This window comes from Mucilaginibacter sp. (assembly GCF_025359345.1).
Lineage (GTDB): Bacteria > Bacteroidota > Bacteroidia > Sphingobacteriales > Sphingobacteriaceae > Mucilaginibacter.
Map to the genome: position 1 here is coordinate 1 of NZ_JANYGQ010000014.1, position 21,111 is coordinate 21,111.

At 45.3% G+C, this 21,111-nt stretch carries 14 protein-coding genes and 1 pseudogene; 6 read left to right on the forward strand and 9 right to left on the reverse strand.

All coding sequences use genetic code 11. From position 1 onward, the window contains the following. The 3 genes and pseudogenes from Q0R52_RS07535 to Q0R52_RS07545 all read left to right on the forward strand — a co-directional run. A pseudogene (locus Q0R52_RS07535) lies at positions 1-717 on the forward strand (YebC/PmpR family DNA-binding transcriptional regulator); the annotation flags it as partial. Positions 718-904: 187 nt separating this feature from the next. Further along, the gene (locus tag Q0R52_RS07540; RefSeq protein ID WP_295793595.1) at positions 905-1,120 is read left to right on the forward strand and encodes a DUF2442 domain-containing protein; all 216 of its coding nucleotides are present in this window, start codon (positions 905-907) and stop codon (positions 1,118-1,120) included. After that, complete coding sequence (locus Q0R52_RS07545) at positions 1,107-1,850, forward strand: hypothetical protein (RefSeq protein WP_295793596.1); 744 nt, start codon at positions 1,107-1,109, stop codon at positions 1,848-1,850. Before Q0R52_RS07540 ends, Q0R52_RS07545 begins: the two co-directional genes overlap by 14 nt. Positions 1,851-2,032: 182 nt before the next feature. Here Q0R52_RS07545 and Q0R52_RS07550 read toward each other — a convergent pair whose 3' ends face one another. The 9 genes from Q0R52_RS07550 to Q0R52_RS07590 all read right to left on the reverse strand — a co-directional run bounded on the left by Q0R52_RS07550 (position 2,033) and on the right by Q0R52_RS07590 (position 18,061). Then, positions 2,033-2,827, reverse strand: a complete 795-nt coding sequence (locus Q0R52_RS07550) for a prolyl oligopeptidase family serine peptidase (protein WP_295793598.1) — start codon at positions 2,825-2,827, stop codon at positions 2,033-2,035. Between the two features lie 265 nt (positions 2,828-3,092). Then, entirely contained in the window at positions 3,093-4,838 is a 1,746-nt protein-coding gene (locus Q0R52_RS07555; protein WP_295793600.1) for a discoidin domain-containing protein, read from the reverse strand. A gap of 265 nt (positions 4,839-5,103) precedes the next feature. Then, positions 5,104-6,444, reverse strand: coding sequence for a glucoamylase family protein (locus tag Q0R52_RS07560; protein ID WP_295793602.1), 1,341 nt, complete (start codon positions 6,442-6,444; stop codon positions 5,104-5,106). A 150-nt stretch (positions 6,445-6,594) separates the two neighbouring features. Continuing rightward, the gene (locus Q0R52_RS07565; RefSeq protein WP_295793607.1) at positions 6,595-8,268 is read right to left on the reverse strand and encodes a glucoamylase family protein; all 1,674 of its coding nucleotides are present in this window, start codon (positions 8,266-8,268) and stop codon (positions 6,595-6,597) included. Between the two features lie 90 nt (positions 8,269-8,358). After that, on the reverse strand, positions 8,359-9,192 hold the full coding sequence (locus Q0R52_RS07570) for a LamG domain-containing protein (protein WP_295793610.1): 834 nt from the start codon (positions 9,190-9,192) through the stop codon (positions 8,359-8,361). A 21-nt stretch (positions 9,193-9,213) separates the two neighbouring features. Next, positions 9,214-10,695, reverse strand: coding sequence for a RagB/SusD family nutrient uptake outer membrane protein (locus Q0R52_RS07575; protein ID WP_295793613.1), 1,482 nt, complete (start codon positions 10,693-10,695; stop codon positions 9,214-9,216). A gap of 12 nt (positions 10,696-10,707) precedes the next feature. Next, positions 10,708-13,725 (reverse strand): TonB-dependent receptor, encoded by a 3,018-nt coding sequence (locus Q0R52_RS07580; protein ID WP_295793616.1) that lies wholly within the window; start codon positions 13,723-13,725, stop codon positions 10,708-10,710. Between the two features lie 266 nt (positions 13,726-13,991). Further along, positions 13,992-16,880: a triple tyrosine motif-containing protein gene (locus Q0R52_RS07585; protein ID WP_295793618.1), complete on the reverse strand. Its 2,889-nt coding sequence runs from the start codon at positions 16,878-16,880 to the stop codon at positions 13,992-13,994. Positions 16,881-17,101: 221 nt separating this feature from the next. Continuing rightward, a complete protein-coding gene (locus Q0R52_RS07590) occupies positions 17,102-18,061 on the reverse strand; it encodes a rhodanese-related sulfurtransferase (RefSeq protein ID WP_295793619.1) in 960 nt (319 codons plus the stop codon). A gap of 229 nt (positions 18,062-18,290) precedes the next feature. Here Q0R52_RS07590 and kbl point away from each other — a divergent pair, with 229 nt between their 5' ends. The 3 genes from kbl to Q0R52_RS07605 all read left to right on the forward strand — a co-directional run bounded on the left by kbl (position 18,291) and on the right by Q0R52_RS07605 (position 21,058). Continuing rightward, entirely contained in the window at positions 18,291-19,481 is a 1,191-nt protein-coding gene (gene kbl / locus Q0R52_RS07595; protein WP_295793621.1) for a glycine C-acetyltransferase, read from the forward strand. Between the two features lie 132 nt (positions 19,482-19,613). After that, on the forward strand, positions 19,614-20,648 hold the full coding sequence (pheS, locus tag Q0R52_RS07600; RefSeq protein WP_295793622.1) for a phenylalanine--tRNA ligase subunit alpha: 1,035 nt from the start codon (positions 19,614-19,616) through the stop codon (positions 20,646-20,648). Beyond that, positions 20,645-21,058, forward strand: coding sequence for a hypothetical protein (locus Q0R52_RS07605; RefSeq protein ID WP_252787769.1), 414 nt, complete (start codon positions 20,645-20,647; stop codon positions 21,056-21,058). Before pheS ends, Q0R52_RS07605 begins: the two co-directional genes overlap by 4 nt. The last annotated feature ends 53 nt before the right edge of the window (positions 21,059-21,111 follow it).

Genomic DNA, 21,111 nt, shown 5'->3' on the forward strand with positions numbered 1-21,111 from the left:
GCATTTGAGTTCCGTAAAGAGAGAAAGTTTTAGCGCTGGGCCAAAATGGCGGTGCAGTTTACCCGTTTGGGGAAAGAAATAGTAATGGCCGTTAAAGCCGGCGGGCCAAACCCCGAAACTAACTCGTGGCTGCGTACCATCATCCAAAACTCCAAGGCGGTTAATATGCCTAAGGACCGTGTTGAGGCCGCCATCAAACGTGCATCAAACAAGGACGAATCAAACTACGAAGAGCTGGTTTATGAAGGTTACGCCCCGCACGGCGTGCCTGTATTAGTAGAAACCGCTACCGATAATACCAACCGCACTGTAGCCAATGTGCGCAGCTACTTTACAAAAACAGGTGGCACGCTCGGCAAAACTGGCTCGCTCGATTTTATATTCACCCGCAAATCGGTATTTACCTTTGTACCCGGCGACCGCGACCTGGAAGAACTTGAATTTGAATTGATTGACGCAGGACTTGAAGATTTATTTGTGGAAGCCGACGAAGAAGGCAACGATATAGCAGTTATACACACCGCTTTTGAAGATTTCGGCAAAATGCAAAAAGCGCTGGAAGGTTTGGGTATCGAACCAAAATCGGCTAAGCTGGAGCGCGTGCCACAGTCGTTCCATGATGTTACGGAAGATCAAGTTGCCGATGTAATGAAACTGATTGACCGCCTGGAAGAAGACGACGACGTGCAGGCGGTATACCATAATATGGCGGAGTAAGGCCTCACCACGCGTCATTGCGAGGAACGAAGCAACCTCTGCACATGCTAATCAAGGAACGAAAAACATGTGGTAACCTATCAGCAGCATTTAGGTCTTCACAAACATTACGGTCCTTGACTGTCCTACGTAGAGGTTGCTTCGTTCCTCGCAATGACGAGCTGATTAATTAAAGTCGAAACAAGATATGCCCCTATTCACCTCACGTAAACAGGAAAAAAAGGTAAAAGTTACTTTTGCCAATGGCCTGCTTTTTGTTGAAAGGGACAATGGCAAGCAGCAGGTTTTTCCGCTGGAGTTTTTCCCGAAGCTGTTGAATGCTACGGATGAGGAGCGGGAAGACTGGACGCAGACTGATAAAGGAATCCGTTTTAATAAAATAGACCTTGATGTTAACTTTTGATGAGTTTTTTAAAAAGAAAAGAGTCGATCTCGTTGCCTTAGAAAAGACCGAGCCCGCCTTGTTTTCTGAATTTAAAACCCATTACGAACAAATGGGCGAAAAAAGCTTCGACCATACCAAAAAATACTGGTTCAATAAAACCCGTCGTCAATATCCTTTAGCGCCCGAGGTTAAAACCGAAAAGCCGCAGATTGCCAACCCAATCGCCGAACAAACCATTACAGAAAGCTTAACCGAACATACCCCACCTGTTTCATCTTCACGTAAAGTTGGTTTTACTCCAAAATTCAGGGCGGCTAATGTTGCAAAACCTGCTGTCGGGGATGCAAAAGAAGAAGTACCAGCTACGCCAAACGAACCTGCGGCTGAAAGCGTGGAAAATGCCCCGGCCAAACCGGCAGGCTTTGTACCGCGCTTTAAAATGAAACCAAAAGCTGAATCAGAGGATAGTACGCCCGCCCCGGTTGAGCAATTACCCGGGGAACCTGCTGCTAAACCTGCCGGCTTTACGCCCAGGTTTAAAATGAAGCCCAAAGCTGAGGCAGAGGAAAGCGCACCCGCCACGTTTGAGCAATCACCTGCGGAACCGGCTGCCGTCAAACCCGCCGGCTTTGTACCACGCTTTAAAATGAAACCTAAATCTGAGTCGGTAGAAAGTGCGCCACCTGTTGCTGATGAAAAACCACTCGTCCCCCCCCCCCGAACCGACAGAAAAGAAACCGGCCTATAAGCCACGTTTTGTACCGCCAAAGGCTAAGGAATAATCCCCCAATAAGTAACAGATTTTGTCATTGCGAGCGAGGTACGCGCGCGGCAACCGCGAACTTTACAGGGCGGCTCTGCATAGTTTGAGATTGCTTCGTACCTCACAATGACATAATGTAAACAGTTCGTTATCAACGAATTACCCTCTCACTTCTTATGCGAAAACAACCACGCCATAAACATGGGCTCTGCAAAGGCATCACTCCAGCTGTTATGGTCGTCGTTCGGGTAAAGAGTATATTTGGGGTCGCCGCCGGCTTCTTTAATGGCGGCCACCATAGCTTCTGAGTGGGTAAACGGCACTACGCTATCCTTCGCACCATGGAATATCCAAATCGGCACCTTTTTGGCATATTTTTTAGCATTCAGCGTATTGTCGCCGCCGCAAATGGCAAAAGCAGCTGCAAACAAATTCGGCTTGCGACCAATTATTTCAAACGTGCCCATGCCGCCCATCGAAAGTCCGCCAATATAAACCTGGTGCTTGTTAACGTAAGGCTTATCTAATAGCTGGTCGACCAAACCCAGCAGGCTGACCATTGATTTTGACGGCGGCGCATCATGCAGAAAAATAAACTTGGTTTTATGAGTCACCGAGTCTTCCTCAAACTTATTACTGGCCCACCAGCCATTTGCAGAGCATTGCGGAAAAACCACTATCGCCGGGTACCGCTCGCGGATGGTATCTTTTAAAAATAATTTGCTGCCCCATAAAAGCTGTGCCTCGTTATCATTGCCGCGTTCGCCGGCGCCATGCAGCACTATCACCAGCGGGTATTTTTTTAAGGGATCAAAGTCCTGCGGAAATAAAATGCGGTAGGGTAAAGTATCGCCTTTGGCAATGTATAAGCCTCTGTCGTATGACGCGGCGCTTTGGGCATTGGTTATTAATGGACCTAAGAAGCAAACAAATAATAGTATAGACAGGGTAAGTTTTTTCATAAACAGAACGCGAGATGTTTTAACAAAGTTAAAAATTAACGGATAACTACGATAAAAAGTGCGGGAACTACTGATTTACGTATGCACCTCACCAGGCGTCATTGCTGTAAGGAACGAAGCAACCTCTACACTTGCTAATCAAATGGCTATAAGTATTTTGGTGCCCTAAAAGCCGCGTTTAGGTTACCACTGCAATTAAGGGCCATGAATGTCCTGTTTAGATATTGCTTCGTTCCTGGCAATGACGCCGGGGATTTGGTTCTCTCTAATCTACCTTTACCACCTTCGTCCGCTCCGAAACACCGTTTTCATTTATCGCCTCAATTTGGAAGTAATAAGCCTTTTCCTTATCCATCGTTTTAAGATAGTATTCGTTAGCGGTGTGTACCATTATGCAGTTATACAGCTTATCGGGTGCGGTACCTGTGTAAATGTTGTAGGCGAAGGCATTATCAACGGTTTGCCACTTTATCCAGGCGCTGCGTTTGTCTTTTTCCGTGCGCAGTACAATGAAGCTTTGCACGGTATCAGGTTTGGCTCCACCGCCGTTCCCGAATACCCGCAGACCACTTATCGCAAATTTACCGGTTGGCATGTGTACGTTCTCCAGCTTAATATAGCGGGCCTTTACCGGTGTTTCCAATTCAATATAATCATGCGGCACATCGGTTTTATTTTTGCTTTTGTCGGCCAAAACCTGCCACTTTTTATTATCAAGCGAGTAATACAATTTGTACTGGGTGTAGGTGTCAGTTGCTTTGCCCAGGATGGTGGCGTCCTGGTCGGCATAGTTTATTTGCACGGCGTTAACAGTGCTCACGTTGCCCAAATCGCTGGCAATCCATTCACCGGCGTCACCGGTCTTGGCGCTCCAGTAGGTTTTTATGCTTTCGTCGACCGCGTTGTTTGGCATATAACCACCCAGAGTCGACGATACCCAAACCGGTTTGTTATAGTTCAGCAGCATCCAGCCGGTAAAGTGGCTTTTCAGGTGGTCTTCCTTGCCATCGGGCAGGTAAGTAGGGTAATCGCCGAACGCTGTATTGGCGTACATCACACCATCTTTATCAAATCCTGTGGGCCAGATGCCCAACCGACGTTCAAAGCTATTCTTAACGCCGATGACAATAGTGGCAATATGCCAATAGTTTCCCCAGGCATCTGTATAGGTACTGCCATGGCCTGCGCCACGTGCGAAGCCACCCGGCTTGTAACTAAACGGCATGCTTTGCGGCGTAAATGGCCCCAGCGGGTTGTCACCAACCACTACCCCATCAGAATAACCACTAAACTCGGTACCTGGTGCGCCATATTGCAGGTAATATTTTCCATTGTTTTTCGTCATCCATGCGCCTTCTATAAAGGGGTCCAAAAAAGTATCATCCATATTCTCACCAAAACGCTGCCAGCCATAGCGGAACGGCTGTAAAAAGTACATCTCTTTGCGGTAAGCTTTTAAATGAAAAGTCTTTGGGTCAACCTCGGCGCCGTAAAGCGGGTAAGTATTGCTACTGCCATTGTACATGTACATTTTGCCATCGTCGTCGCTAAAAAAAGCTGGGTCCCAGCCACCGGGCTCAAACTCATGGATAGCTTCCTTCCACTCATTTGCCTTTGGGTTGGTGCTCATCCAAATAGGGAAACTTGACGAGTAAGTCGACCCAAACACCAGCAGCGTATCACCGCGTACCCAAACTGCCGGCGCGCACAAGTCGTCATAAACCTTATGCTCAGGTCTTAAAAAGTGGCGGAAAATAAAATTCCAATGCAACATATCGTGGCTCCACCAGTACCCCCATTGATTGGTAGAAAATAGGTAATAATCACCCTTGTACATCGTAATCACCGGGTCGGCAGTTGCCCGGTGCTTGCCCTCAGTAGCAAAATTGGGGATCGGCGTGTAGCCGTAATCGATGTTTATCGGATTGCAGTAAGTTTTTTGTTTTTGTTGCGCAGTGGCAGTAGCAGCTGTAAGCAGAATGCTTAAGCAAATAATTATGTACCTTCTCATTTATTATAGGTTTCGTATAGTAGTTCGTTGGTGTTTCCCCGCTGATAGAAGCGGGGCCGCGCTATCCGTTCATACGCCTGCAGGCATTAAGCTCGGGGCCGGTATCCACTGCTATCGCTAACACAAATTTCTGAACCGGGATTAAGCGGATTTTTGGATTTTTCAGATTCGCCGAATCCCGGAAATCATTTAATCCGTTTAACTGCGAAGCATTCTTGAACGCCGATTAAAAATTAATTCCAATTGTGAAAAATCCCGGTTCAGACTAATTTAACGCCGGGCTTTCAAAATGTAGCTTTTTAAGACCGTGTTTTATCTCCGGGCAACTCATAAACAGGTTCCAGATCAGGCCGCTGCGGTAATTTTCAATCATCACCACAATTGGCCCTTGATCAATCGCAAGATACGATTTTGCATACCAATTATGCGATTCGCTGAAAGCATCTGTAAAGCCATATTCGCCCCAGATTTTATCGCCTAAATCATAGTAAAAATGGCGCAAAGCTTTCATGGAATATTCGGGTGTGTAAGGGAATGCTGACAACGCGGCAGTTGGTGTTATCACACCTAAATCGTTATTTGGAGCATGGGCATTGTAGCCTTCAAAATTATCGCTCGCTGTTAATCCCCAGCAGTTTTCGCCATAGCCTTTAAACTTTTTCGGGTTATCAACGCAGTAGTCGTGGTTAATAAGCGTGTGATTTAAATTCTGTTCCCAATAATCGGCATATTGGTCTTTCAGTCCTTTTGGATTAAGCGCCTGGAAGGTGTACTGCGAAAAGAAAAGTGGCCCACCATAGGGGAAACCCAGCGGCAACTTATGGCCGTAGTAGGTATTGCCATTCCTGAAAAAATCGCTTTGCGCCCAACCGCCGAAGTAAACTTCAGGGGTTACCGGGTACCGCTCGGCAGATTCGGCCAGGATATAAGTTATCATACACTCGTTAAAACCCCGAATGGCAAAGTTCATGGACCAACCATTATTGGGCGACCAATGCCAGTAAAGGTTTGGCCTTCCGTCGCGGGTAAACCAGTTCCACTCCATCTCTTCCCACAGGTTGTTCACCATGCCGCGTATACGGCCTTCCTGCTGGTTGTCCGCTTTAAAATATTGCCGGGCACACAGCAGTCCTTCAAAAAGGTACGATGTTTCCACAATGTCCGCACCATCGTCCTTGCGTCCGAATGGGATAACCTTGCCGGTAGCTCCATTCATCCAATGCGGGAAAGCGCCATGGAACGATTCGGCCTTCATTAAAAAGTCTAATATTTTAAGCATGCGGTTTACTGCCTGTTCGTGGGTAATCCATTTGCGGTGGTCGGCAACCAGCATGGCCATGATGCCAAAGCCCGAGCCGCCGGTGGTTACAACTTCATCGCCATAATCATACGATTTATTGCTGCGTTCACGGGCAAGCCCACTAACCGGGTGACCGAAGTCCCAAAAATACCGGAACGTTTGGCGCTGCACCACATCAAGCAGGGCGCTGTCGGTCAGGTTTTTTATGATGCCTACCGGCTTAATGCCGTCCTCTTTGGCAGCCTGCGGCTGCGCCATACCCCAGCCCGACAGTAATATTAATAAGGGAAGTAATAGTTTCTTCATTAGTTTAATTGGTTAGGGCCCTCTAAATCTCTCTGCTGATTAGCGAAGAAACTTTAGTTGCACCATGTTTAAATTTTTTCATTCCGAAATCGGCATTCCGACTTCCGCATTCAAAAAATTCCGAAATCGAAATTCCGAAGCCCGAAATCTCTATAGTTTCGGGCTCGTAAACCCAAGCCCCTTCATCCCGGTTTTTACTTCAGGGCAACTCATAAACAAGTTCCACAAAAGTCCGCTCCGGTAATTCTCGGTCATTACAATTATCGGCCCCTGGTCAATAGCCAGGTACGAATCGGCAAACCAAACATCAGTAAGGTTAAAGGCATCGTAAAAGCCATATTGTCCCCAGGTTTTATCACCCAGTTTATAGTAAAAGAATTTTAGAGCTTTCATTGACTGTGCCGGCGTGTATGGCAGCGAAGCAATTGCAGCGGTCGGTGCAATTACACCCACGTCATTAGTTGGCGAACTGGCGGTATAACCACCTTTTATGTCGCTGGCTGTGAGTCCCCAGCAATCGGCGCTATAACCGCTATAGCCTTTGGGATTTGTAACACAATAGTTATAGTTAATAGTCGCGTGCGCCTTATTTTGCACATCGTAGCTGGCGTAAGCATCCGTTAACCCGTTCGGGTTTATCCCCATAAATGAATATTGCGAAAAAAACAGCGGGCCGCCCTGTGCAGGTCCCAATGGCAAAGTAATGCCAAAATAGCTGGCACCATTTTTAATGCTCCCATTTAGCGCCCAGCCATTATCGTAAACCGATTTTGGAATGGCGTGCGTGGTTGATGATGCGGCCATAACGTAAGTTATTAAAGCCTCATCCCAGCCGTTAATTTTCATATTTATTGCCCAGCCATTGTTCGGGCTCCAGTGCCAGTATAACGCATCCTGGTTGCCCTGCCTGAACCAATCCCACTCCACTTTGTTCCAGATTGTGTTGATGTCAGCGCGCAAATTGGATTCATCGGTGCCCGCGCCATTGAAGTACTGGCGTGCGGTGAGTAACCCTTGCATCAGGTATGATGTTTCCACCAAATCAGCGCCATCATCCTGTGCGCTGAAAGGTACAACAGCGCCTGTAGCGCCATTCATCCAATGCGGATAAGCGCCATGAAATGTTTGGGCCGTATTTTTTAAAAACGATACAATCTTTTGCATCCGGGCCAAACCATCAGCCCTCGACACAAAATTGCGGCTAACGCCTGCAACAATTGCCATTATCCCGAAGCCTGAGCCGCCGGTGGTTACTACGTCGCCGGAGGTATTGCGCTCGCGCGCCAGGCCGCTGGTCGGATGGCCAAATTCCCAGAAATATTTTAAGGTTTGCTTTTCAACCAAGTCAAGTAACTGGTCGTCGGTAATTACCGGGAATTTGTTGGTTGAATCGATAGCAGTGGTTAACTGTACATCAATTTCGGATTGTAATGAGCCTTTAGCCTTAGATTGTAAACCCGTTGAAACAGAAAGTGAATATTGCGTAATTGGCTGTAGCCCCGATGGCGTTAAAACTACGGTACTGTCACTATTTTCGTAACTGGCAGCGTATGCTGCCGCAGCCCCGTCTTTCGAGCGTATGTTTACACTCATTGTTACCGAACTGTGATCCACAGGTGCCGAAAACGATATTTTTATTACCGGTTTACTGTTAATGTTTGTGTAGTTATAACCGTTAAAAACACCATTTACCTTTAGCGCGTTAAAGCTAAAACTTGCAGGTGTAGGAGTTACAGGCGTTACCGGGATAACTGTCTTTCCTTTGCCGCACGACATTAATACCGCCAACACCACCATCCCGCCAAAATTCCTTATATCTTTCATGCTTAAATCAAAGAAAACGCCGTTACCATTTAAGTTTCAAAAAAAGAGGCTGCCCGGATTACCCAGGCAACCTCATAATCAATCAACTGTTTATTTTCCGCGGCCTTCAAGGCCTACTATAGCGCCTACTTCGGCGCCACTTAGTGCTTTATTGTAAATCCTAACCTCATCCAACTGGCCTGTTAAAAAGTTTGCCCAATCCTGCCTGCCGGTTGCAGTGGTCTGGCTTGGCTCGGTCATAAACTGAACGCAGCCAAATGTAAGCTTACCAACGTCGGTAAAGTTCGCATCGCCGGTTAAACCAGGCACAGCAGCGGCAGTAATTTTTGAACCGTTAACATACAAGGTGGCTATTGATGTTGCACCATCGTATGAAAACGCCAGGTTATTCCATTTTCCAAACAGGTTAAGCACGTTATCAACTGCAAAGGTGTAGTCGCCACCACCTTTTGCGATGTGGATGCGTACTTTGCCATTGGTATTGTCGCTACCGTTTTCGAAGAAAACTTCGATATTTCCCCAGAATGCAGTAGTTTTTGCAAGGGTAAAGATACCGATGATACCTGTGCTTGGCGGCGGTGAGTTATACCATTCTGTTACCGTAAAGCTTTTTAGCCCGGCAACCGCTGCCGAAGGGGTCGCCAAAACATAGCTATTAACACCGCCCTGCAGGGCTTTACGTTCGAAACCGGGAGTAAATGAGGTACCGGTACCAACGCCGGTGCTGTTTGAAACACTATCAACCAGGCTTCCGTCGAATGAATAATAGGCTACCAGGTTTGATGCAGCAATCTCCTTAACACTTGTGTACCCGCCAACACTTAGCGGTGGCGCATATGATTTTGGATCGAATGACTTCTTGCACGATGATAAACCTAAGCCTGCCAGCGCCAGAGTCAAAACATAAATATTTAATTTTTTCATAATTCGATTATAATTTAATTATTAATAACCAGGATTTTGAGTCAGTGTACGTGCGCTCAGGTCAATTTCGTTTTGTGGCACCGGCCAAACTTCGTTTTTGTTAGCTTTCCATCCCTTAGGACCAAAAACTGCAGCACCACGCCCTTGGCGTATAACGTCGAAATAACGATCGAACTCCATAGCAAGTTCAACACGGCGCTCGTGCCATATTGCTGTGCGCAAAGCAACCTTATCGGTAGTCGAAACGGCGGGCAATATAGCAGCGTTACCATTCCTTGCACGTGCACGTACTTTTTCAAGAGATGTTAACGCCAGTGTAGCGTTACCTTGTTCGTTGGCAGCTTCGGCGTTCATCAGCAATACATCGGCAAAACGGATTACCCTTATATTTTGCTGGCAGCCTTCGTTATAGCCATTATGGAACTGGCTGAACGGTACGTATGATTTGTAATTATACATCGGGTTATCGCCAACAGCAGCTATTGGGTCTCCTTCAGCAGTGGTAGTACCACGGAAGATAATTGTACCTTCCTTTCGTGGGTCGCCTGTTTCAAATTCGTTAACAAGGTTTTGGGTTGGCACATTAAAGCCCCAGCCACCGCCGGTAACACCACGAACGCCCTGTACTTGTGAATATTGAGAATTTGAAGCACCACCATTACCATCAATAAATGCACACTGAATTTCAAACACCGACTCAGAGTTATTTTCGTTATCAGTCCTGAATTGTTTTTCGAAATTAGGAAATAGGGTATAACCCAGGCTCATTACCTGGTTAGTATAGTTTAACACATCTGCCCACTTCGCCTGGTACATGGCAGCTTTTGCATGCAGAGCTAAAGCAGCGCCTTTGGTAATTCTGCCCAAATTATTAGCGTCATAACTTTGCGGCAATACTGCAGCTGCATCGGTTAAATCAGCTTCGATGGCTGCCCATACCTGCGCTTTTGGTGTACGCGGAATGTTATATTGGCTCGCATCTTTTGGCAGGTGTAAGCGTAAAGGCACATCGCCGAAAGCCCTAACCAGCCTGAAATAGGCATAAGCCCTTATAAACTTAACTTCGGCCAGGTAGCGATTTTTTAAGTTGCCGTCCATACTTATAGCCGGAACGTTGTCAAGCACCTGGTTGGCAAGGTTAATGGTTTTGTATTCGCCACTCCAAAAATCGGCAATCTGCCCTTCAGTTGACGAAGCAGTAAAAGTGTCAAAATCGTTCATAAACGATGCATCATCCGGGCTGCTGCCTTTTTCGGCATCGTCCGAGCCCATGCTTTCAACAGCAATAGGCGCAAATGCTATGTTTGTCCATTCGTGCAAGTTGGCATAAGTTGCATTTACAGCCTTATCAGCATCGCCGGCAGTTTTCCAAAATGTAACTGCGGGCGGCGTCGCCTGTGGCGGCACGTCCAAAAAACTCTTCTTACAGCCTGCGGCTACAACAAGAGATACAAAAAGACTTAATCCCAGTGCTCTTTGTAAGTAATTTTTTCTATTCTTCATTTTTATATCTTATTAAAAACTAACGTTAACACCGAATGTATAAGTTGCTGACAGCGGGTACACATTTGCATCTATACCTGCATTGGTAGGCGAGCCGCCAACTTCGGGGCTAAAGCCTTTGTATTTAAATACGTTAAGCGGGTTCTCAGCATTTGCGAAAATGCGGATCTTTTGAATTTTCCATTTTGACAGGAACGCCGAAGGAACCGTATAACCTAACTGTGCTGTACGGATACGGAAGTAAGCGCCGCTTTCAACAAAAAACGAGTTAGGTGCTGCGTTTGCTGTTGAACCAACTGCTGCTGAAGGGTAGGTAGTTGAAGTACCTTCACCATGCCAGCGGTGGTCGTAAAAATCCTGGGTGTAGTTTTCGTTACCAAACCTGTAAGCTGTATTGGCATTGTAAACGCTAACACCTGCAACACCTTGCAAAGCAACCAATAAGTCGAAATGTTTGTAACCTAAGTTGGTTGTAAAGCCGTATGCATATTTAGGGGTTGGGTTACCCAGATCAACGCGGTCTTTCCCGTCAATCACGTGGTCGTTATTTAAATCAGTATACATAAAATCGCCTGGGCGTGCATTAGGCTGGGCCGAGCCGGTAATTTGCGACTGATTTTGGAAGATGCCGGCTACTTTATAGCCAAAAAACTCGCCAATTGGCTCGCCTTCAACTGTGCGGGTTGCCAGGGCGCCGTTTGCTATACCATTGCCACCAGAATAGATAGGGTTTTTGCCCGATATAACTTTGGTAACTTTATTGGTGTTTATGCTAAAGTTGGCGTTAAACGCATAAGTAAAATCATGCGAGGCCTGGCCCCTGTAACCAACGGAGAACTCAAGCCCTTTGTTCACAATATCAGCCTGGTTGGCTATAATAGCGCCCGAAGCAGTTCCCACTGATGATGGGATATTGATACCGAAAATGGCATTTTGTGTAGTACGGTTATAATAATCAGCCTCAAATGTTAAGTGGTCATTTAACAATGCACCTTCAATGCCTACATCGGCGCCAACGCCGCGTTCAACCAAAATAGCCGGTGGAACAACAGATACAACGCTTGCACCGGTATTGGCGTGCTGATCGGCACCAAATATTGCTGTGTAACCAGGATCCTGGCTAACTGTTAAAGTTGTTGGGTTGATCGGCACTCCTGCGTTGCCCACTTTACCCCAGCTTCCGCGCAGCTTTAATGAACTGAACAGTTTCTGATCTTTCATGAAGTCTTCGTTCGAGATAACCCAGCCTGCACCAACTGAAGGCAAATAAGCCCAAAGGTTTGATCCAAAAAACTGCGATCCTGCGTCGGCCCTGATAGAGGCATTTAACAGATATCTATCTTTAAACGAGTAGTTTACACGACCAAAGTATGAAAGCGCCGTTGTAAGACTTCCGCCATCGCTAACGTTGCGGCCATTAACATCGCCCAATGTAAGATAGTGATCACCTGCACTGCTGTTTGGCACGTTCTGCGCCGATGCATTTATAAAGTATGTTTTATAACGCTGCGCTGTTTGGCCGGCCAACACTGTTATTTTATGGTCGCCGAAGGTATTATCATACGTTAAGGTATTTTCAGCTATCCAGTTACGGGTATCCGTTCTTCCGATTGATAAAACACTAACAGTGTTTGCCTGTAAAAGTGTTGCTTTATAAACCGGAGTATAACCTGTTGCCTCAGCCTGCGCAATTTCGCCGCCAAAGCTTGTTTTAAAGGTTAAGTGCTTTAAAAACTTCACTTCGGCATAAGCATTACCGGTAAAGCCGTAGTTTTTTGAATTGTGGTTGTAAAAATCAAGCGTAGCCTGCGGGTTGTAGTTGTTACCGCCGCCCAGGTTAAAGTCACTTGGGTCGCCATAGCTTCCATCGGCATAATATACCGGCAATACCGGTGCCGCGCCAAATAATTGGTGGAAAATGCCGCCATCAATATCTTTCGACTGGCTAAATACGCCACCAACGGTATAACCTAATTTTAATCCTTTAATTGGGTTATAGTCGTTTACAAAACGTGCCGTATAACGTTTGTAATTGTTGTTTTTTACCAAACCGTCCTGGTCAAGAAAACCTAACGAGAAGTTATAGTTTGATTTTTCAGTTCCGCCGCTAACCGATACGTTGTGGTTCATTTTGAACGCATCACGTAATATTTGGCCGTACCAATCGGTACCTGTTCCATATTTTGCCGGATCGGGAAAAAGTAAAGGCGTGGTACCGCTTACATTATATTGCTCATTTATTAAAGTGGCATATTGATTTGCATTAGCCATTTTAACCTGGTTGGTGATTGTTTGCCAACCTGCGTAGCCATCATAAGTAACGCGTGTATCACCTTTTTTACCACGTTTGGTGGTAACCAAAATAACGCCGTTTGCGGCACGTAAACCATAAATTGATGTGCTCGATGCATCCTTAAGCACGCTTATGTTATCAATATCACTTGGGTTAATAAAACTGATATCATCATACCAAACACCATCGACCACATATAACACACCAGTGTTACCAAATATGGTACCTAAACCGCGAATAGTTACTTGCGGCGATGAGCCGGGTGAGCCGGAGTTTGTTATCTGCAAACCGGCAACTTTACCTTGTAGTGCGCTTACCGCATTGGTTGATGATTGTTTTGAAATTTCCTCGCCTTTTACTGTTGATACCGAGCCGGTAACATCCAGTTTGCGTTGTGTACCGTAACCAACAACAATCACCTGCTGCAATTCATTGGCGCTGGGTTGTAATTTAATGTCGATAGAGGTTTGGCCGTTTACGGCCACTTGTGCTGTAGTGTATCCTAAGTAGGAAACCCTTAAAGTTGCGTTTGAGGGAGCGCTTAAGCTAAAGGCTCCGTTTACGTCGGTTTGAGTACCTGATGATGTACCGGCTACTGCAACGCTAACACCTATAAGTGCTTCGCCTGTGCTTGCATCAGTAACCTTACCTTTAACGGTAACGTTCTGGGCAATCGCTGCATTAACAAATAAAAAACATAACAGTACTAACCCTGAGATTGTAAAAATTCTCTTCATAGTGGTTAATTAAAATTTTGAGTAAGTAGGATTAAAAAAATTGGTTTTTCTTTGGTCGAAGGTGATGAGATAATACGATTTTAACAAAAAATTTAACTCAACATTAATACATCACTAAAGTATGCACTTGCTCATTTTGTTTTAGATAATTTATAATTAATTAAAAGTCAACCAATTACAATTAGATAGTGTATTATTTACATACTACACTGGCATTATCACGGTTAGTACATTTAAAAAGTAATATGAGAGGTAATGATGTAGTGTTAAAGCTCAATGAGAAACTCAACAAGGTTTTTGTCATGCTCCAGGTTTAGCTTTTTGCGCAACCTGTAACGCCGTATTTCAACACCACGGAGGGAAATATTGAGCAATGATGCCATTTCCTTACTGCTCATATTCATGCGGAGGTAGGCACATAGCTTAAGATCGTTTGGTACCAGGTCTGGGTGGTCAGATTTTAGTTTTTTGAAGAAATTCTCGTGTGCCTCGTTAAAGCTGCTTTCAAATATGTTCCAGTCACGGTCATCGGTCATGCCTTCATCAATAACCTTTTGAATACGGCGCAGCTGTTCCTCGGCGAGGGGTTTACCATGACTATCTTTAAGGTGGGCAATTTCGTCGCTTATTTTTTGAAGCAGTTCGTTTTTATAAACAATATTCATGGCCGAATTTGCCAGCTCCCGGCTTTTACTGGCTAAGTCGGCCTGTAATTGCTCATTTTTAATTTTCACTATCTCCTGCTCGTTAATAATGGCTTCCTGTTTTAAAAACTCCTCTTTTTCCTTATGTAGCTTTTCGTGTATGTTGTGCTGGTGCCGTTTCAGTTTCAACTGGTAATATTTGGTTGCCAGCAAGTAAGCTACAATAATCAGCACTATGTAACAGAACACCGCTATTTTACCTGCGTACCATGGCGCCAGTATTGTAAAGGCAAGCGTAGTTTCAGGCGAAACATTTTCTTCGTTTATTTTCGCCCTCACCTTAAAAGTATACGAACCCTGGTTAAGATTGGTAAACTCTTTCTGAGTTTGCGTGCTCCAATCGCTCCACTGCTTGGAGTACCCTTCCAGGTAATATTGAAATTTTACCTTTTCCTGCCTGTAAAACGGCAGCGAATACGATATCCGGATGTTATTTTGTGCGTACGATATTTCAATGTCTTTTTGGTCGCCATCGTCAGTAATCGGCGTTACCCGGTCGGTAATATTTTCGATCCGCCGTATTAGTACTGGTGGCAATTTAATGTCGTTACGCAGCAAGGCGTCTTCATCATTTAATATCACAAAACCATCGTCGACACTTATTAAATATATCGCGCTGTTTATCCGGCTGATGTTTTCATAGCCTTTCACCATCCGGCCATCCAATATGCTAAACCTGTTGGAGTCGATGCTTAGTTTGCCTGCGGTCGAAAAATCGGCCAAAGCCACCCTGCCGTGGTTAATAAACCAATATTTTTTACCAAGCGCGGGTATTATTTTGTTTGACGATGAAAACGTACCCAACATTTTGTTGAGCTGCTGGTACTTGCTAAAGCGGTCGCTGATATCGTCGTACACATAAAACCCGGAATCAGACGAGAAGACTATCCGGTTATCCAGGTTAAACACGTTAATATTATAGCTGCCTGGCAGACCTGCCTTTTTATCATAGTATTTTACCGCAGCGGCCTTCTTCAAATCGGCGGTGAGCGTAACCCGGTAAATACCTTTGTAGGCATGGCTCACCCACACCTCACCTTTATTATCCTGCTCCACATAGCGCGATGGTTCACCGAAACCATCCAGCTTATGGTCGAAAGCCCAATTGCCGGCATTATCTTTTTTATAAAACACAAGCCCGGTGTAAGTACCCTGTATCAGTTGGTTGGCGTTCAGTTTTTTTAGTGTCCACCCGCCGCTTATGCCGGTTATTTTCGACAGGGTGTTTCCGTTTACCTGGAAAGTGCCGGAGTTGTGGCCGCAAAGCAGCCGTCCATCCTGCAGCGATAGCTCCCAAACCTGCCCCTGCGAGCCCGGTATCAGGTTAAAATCGAACGATTGGAAAAGTCGTTTGTTGCCGTTCTCCACCCAATCGCTGTAAAAAAGGCCCTGGTTGGTGCCCAGGTATATTTTATTGTTAAAAATTATGCTGGAATAAACGGTGCCGAAACGACCGCTTTTATCAAAATAAAAGTACAACGGCGAGTTTACTTCAATACGGTCAATACCGTTATCAAGCCCTGCCCACAGGTTTTGCTCGTTATCGATAAATAAACTTAAAACGGTATTGTTTTGCAGGCCGCTGCTCTTGTTGATATGCTGCACAACATTGCCTGCAGTATCAATAATAATAACGCCGTTTAATATGGTACCGTAGGCAATGTATTTGCCCGAGAACATTACGCCGTTGTTAAGCTGGTAGGTTTTCAAAAACTCGTCGGCCTGGTTGACCCATGCGTTTATTTGTTTACCATCATACATAAACAAGCCATTGCGGGCGGTGCCGATGAGGAATTTGTTACGAGGCAATGCCAATATGGAAAGCACACCGCTGTTGCCTATCTTGTCGCTGCCTTCAATGTAGGTTAGCTTGCTGTCTTTAAGTTCAAATAACCCTTTGTTTACCTGTTCAACAAAATAATGGCCGTTTACTCTGTACAAAAACAAGAAAGGATAAAGCCCTTTTACAACGGTTATTTTGCCGTTGCTATAAATATAAATAGAGCCGAAAGATTGAAAAATAACCTGCCCTTTATCAATATAAATCTTCCAAACTTCTTCGTTAACAGGTTGGTATTTTTTGGGGACAAGCTGCGTTAACGAGTGATATTTTAGTGAGCCGTTTTTATTGTTCTCCCAATAGCCAAACTCACCAAAGCCGCCTGAGTACACTTTACCTTTACCATCTGCAGCTACGGAGCGCACAATCAAACCATTTGGCATGCGGTACGATTGCCAGTATTTACCATCGAAAGTTAACAGGCCATCGGAATTGCCGAAGTACATTATGCCGTGTTCATCACGCGTGATGGACCAGTTTTGGTTACCCGATTGATACAGCGCCTTGGTATAGTTTTGCACGTAAGGCACGCCAATGCTTTTGATATCGGCAGCACGGGTGCATACGGTAAATGCGACTAAGGAAATAAATAATAGGAGCGCTTTACGCATAGGTCTATTTGGTGATGAACATACAACAGGGTAAATACCCAGCGTCATTGCGAGGAACGAAGCAACCTCTGCGTAGAACATTCAAGAACCAAAATTCCTGTGAAAATCGGAAAGCATGTTTGCATTTTACTAATCACAATGTTTACAGTGCGTTGATTGGCAAGTGTAGAGGTTGCTTCGTTCCTCGCAATGACGATGTGAAGATATAAAATTAAAGGTGTTTATTCAGAAAGCTGAACCTTTCCCCTCTTCGCGGTATTAACAGGCTGCGGTATTTTCACATAATAACCTGTGCCATCATAAACTCTTTTGCGTGGATGCTCCTTACAGGCATCGCTGCAGCAGCCATCCATAGCGGTTCCGCATTCATCGCACTGGGTAAAATGCTCGTTGCATTCGGGGTTGGCACAGTTAATCATTTTGGGGGTTACCTTGCCGCAATTAAGGCAGGTTGATATTACCACCGGGTTAACGCTGTTTACATCTACAGAAAGCCGGTTATCAAATACATAGCATTTGCCTTCAAAGTCTTCTCCCCCGGCCTCTTTGCCGTATTTGATGATGCCGCCATGTAGTTGGTATACATCGCTAAAGCCCTCGTGCAGCAACAACGCCGAAGCTTTTTCGCATTTGATGCCGCCGGTACAGTAGGTAACAACTTTCTTGTCTTTATACTGAGCCAGTTGGTTTATCATTTCGGGGAAGTCCCTGAAATTTTCAATATCCAATGTAATGGCATTTTTAAATCTGCCCAGGTTATGCTCATAGTTTGAGCGTACATCCAGTATCACCACATCTTCGGCATCTTTCATCGCCAAAAACTCTTTTGGCTCGAGGTGTTTGCCCGTTTTTTGTTGCGGGTTGATAATGTGCGGGTCGCGCAGACCTGAGTGCACAATTTCGGATTTGTAGCGCACGTGCATTTTTACAAACGACGGCGTATCTACCTCATCAATCTTAAAATCGATAGCTGCGAAGCGCGGGTCGGCATGCAGGGTATCCATATAAATTTTACAGGATTCGGGCGAGCCGGATACAGTGCCGTTTAAACCTTCTTCGGCAACGATAATTCGCCCCGCCAAATCAAGGCCTTTACAAAATTTTAAATGGTCGGCAGCAAATTGCTCCGCATCGGCTATTGTTGAATAACAATAGTATAGTAGTGTATTATATTTTGCCATAACATTCATTGATACCGCTGCAAACGGTGGTAAATGAGGTGCAAAGATAAGGAATTTCGGATTTCGGATGTTCGATTTCGGAATTATTATTGGATTAAGATTGTTAGAATTTGAGAATTTAGTATTAAAAATCAGCACAATCACTTAAATCAGCTATTAAAAATCCGAAATGGAAATTCCGAAATCCGAAATAATAGGATAATTTTGCACCTTCAAAAACCCACACATTATGTATAACACACTGAAGCCGGTTTTACAGCAGGAGCTTACCGAAATTGAAAATGCCGGTTTATATAAACGCGAACGCATTATCACATCGCCACAAGGCGCCGATATTACTGTACAGGGCGGCAAAGAAGTAATAAACTTTTGCGCCAATAACTACCTTGGCTTATCAAACAATCCGAAGGTAATTGAAGCGGCTAAGGCTGCTATGGATACCCATGGCTACGGTCTATCGTCGGTACGTTTTATTTGCGGTACACAGGACATACATAAAGAACTGGAAAAAAAGATCGCTGAGTTTTTAGGGACTGAAGATACCATTTTATATGCCGCAGCATTTGATGCCAACGGCGGTGTGTTTGAACCTTTGTTTAACGACCAGGATGCCATCATATCCGACGAGTTGAACCATGCGTCAATCATCGACGGTGTGCGCCTGTGCAAAGCCCAGCGCCAGCGTTATAAACACGATGACATGGCCGATTTGGAAGAAAAGTTAAAAGCTACCGCCGGCTGCCGTCACCGTATTATTGTTACCGATGGCGCGTTCAGTATGGATGGGACCATTGCCCAGCTTGATAAAATTTGTGCATTGGCAGAGCAATATAATGCTTTGGTGATGATTGACGAGAGCCATTGCTCGGGTTTTATGGGTAAAACGGGTCGTGGTACGCATGAGCACCATGGTGTGATGGGCAAAATTGATATTATTACAGGTACACTTGGCAAAGCTTTGGGCGGTGCATCTGGTGGTTTTACATCGGGCCGCAAAGAAATTATCGATATGCTGCGCCAGCGCTCGAGGCCATATCTGTTTTCGAATACGCTGGCGCCTTCAATCACCGGCGCATCAATAGCTGTATTAAACATGCTTAGCGAGACGACCAACCTGCGTGATAAACTGGAAAGCAACACCCAATACTTTCGCCAAAAAATGACTGAAGCTGGGTTTGATATAAAATCGGGTGTACACCCTATTGTTCCGGTTATGCTTTACGAAGCCAAACTGGCGCAGGAGTTTGCAGCCAAAATGCTTGAGGAAGGTATTTATGTGATTGGTTTTTATTATCCGGTAGTGCCGCAGGGCAAAGCGAGAATAAGAGTGCAGATATCGGCAGCGCATGACATGCGTCATTTAGATAAGGCCATTGCAGCGTTTACTAAGGTGGGGAAAGAATTGGGAGTGATAAAATAAACCCCGTTTGTCATTGCGAGGTACGAAGCAACCGCGAACTTTGCAGATCCGCCATGCATAGTTCGCGGTTGCCGCGCTCGTTCCTCGCTCGCAATGACATAATTTGTTAAATTTGTACACAAGAACACCATAATGCAAGCTCAAATAGATCAATATACCGCCGAGATAAACGCCTTCTCACCTGCCAATGCAGATGAACTGGAAGCGTTCCGGATAAAATTTTTAGGCACCAAAGGAATTATTAAGGACCTGTTTGAGCAATTCAAATCTGTAGGCCCCGAAGAAAAACGGACTTTCGGTAAAGTGCTTAACCAGTTTAAACAAGTAGCCGAAGCAAAATACAACGAACTAAAAGACGCCACCGACTCCGGACTTAAGACTCAAGACTTAGGACTTGACTTAACCCTACCGGGCGATGGCTTTGCTGTTGGGTCGCGCCACCCATTGTCGTTGATCCGTACAGAAATCATAGATATTTTCAAAAGACTGGGCTTCGTGGTAGCCGAAGGGCCGGAGATTGAGGACGATTGGCATAACTTCTCTGCATTAAATTTCCCGGAAGAACACCCGGCACGTGATATGCAGGATACTTTCTTTATCAAGAAGAACAGCGGCAAGGATGATATTGCTTTACGCACACACACTTCGTCGGTACAGGTACGCATGATGGAGAATGGCAAGCCGCCGTTCCGCGCTATTATGCCGGGCCGGGTTTACCGCAACGAAGCAATATCGGCCCGTGCACATTGCTTTTTTCACCAGGTGGAAGGTTTGTATATTGATGAGAATGTTTCTTTCTCCGATTTAAAACAAACGCTTTATCACTTTGTGCAGGAACTTTATGGCGAAGGCACCAAAGTCCGTTTCCGCCCATCCTATTTCCCGTTCACCGAGCCATCGGCCGAAATGGATATCTCGTGTACTATCTGTGGCGGTTCGGGCTGCAACATGTGCAAGTACACCGGCTGGGTAGAGATTTTAGGCTGTGGCATGGTTGACCCTAATGTTTTGGAGAATTGCGGGATAGACAGCGCCAAGTTCACCGGCTTTGCTTTTGGCATGGGTATAGAAAGAATTGCCAACTTAAAATATGTGATACGGGATTTGCGTTTATTCTCTGAAAACGATGTTCGTTTTTTAAAGCAATTCCAGGCTGATATTATATGAAAAAACTGCTGCTTTTATTGTTGGTGCCGATCGTATTCCTATCCTGCGGTAAAAGCGGCAATGTGGTACCCAGCGTACCAGTAAACTTTACAGCATCACTATTCGACCCCCGGATAGCACCATTGAACGCAAGCGGGGGCTATGTTGTAATAAGCGGTTATGGCGTTGCCGGGTTAATATTATACAGGACGGCTGACAGGCGTTATGTTGCGTATGACCGATGCAGCAGTTATCAACCGGAAAAGCATTGTGCAGTAAATGTTGATGAATCGGGTTTTACCGCCACTGACCCATGCAGCGGCTCAAAGTTTTCATTAGCAGATGGCACACCGGTAAAGGCGCCCGCCACCAAATCTCTCCGAAGCTATTATGTGACAGTGAGCGCCTCTGAAATATACGTATCAAATTAACGATTTGTAAATTTTAAAAGCCTTTACTATTAAATTCCTCAAAAAGGCATACC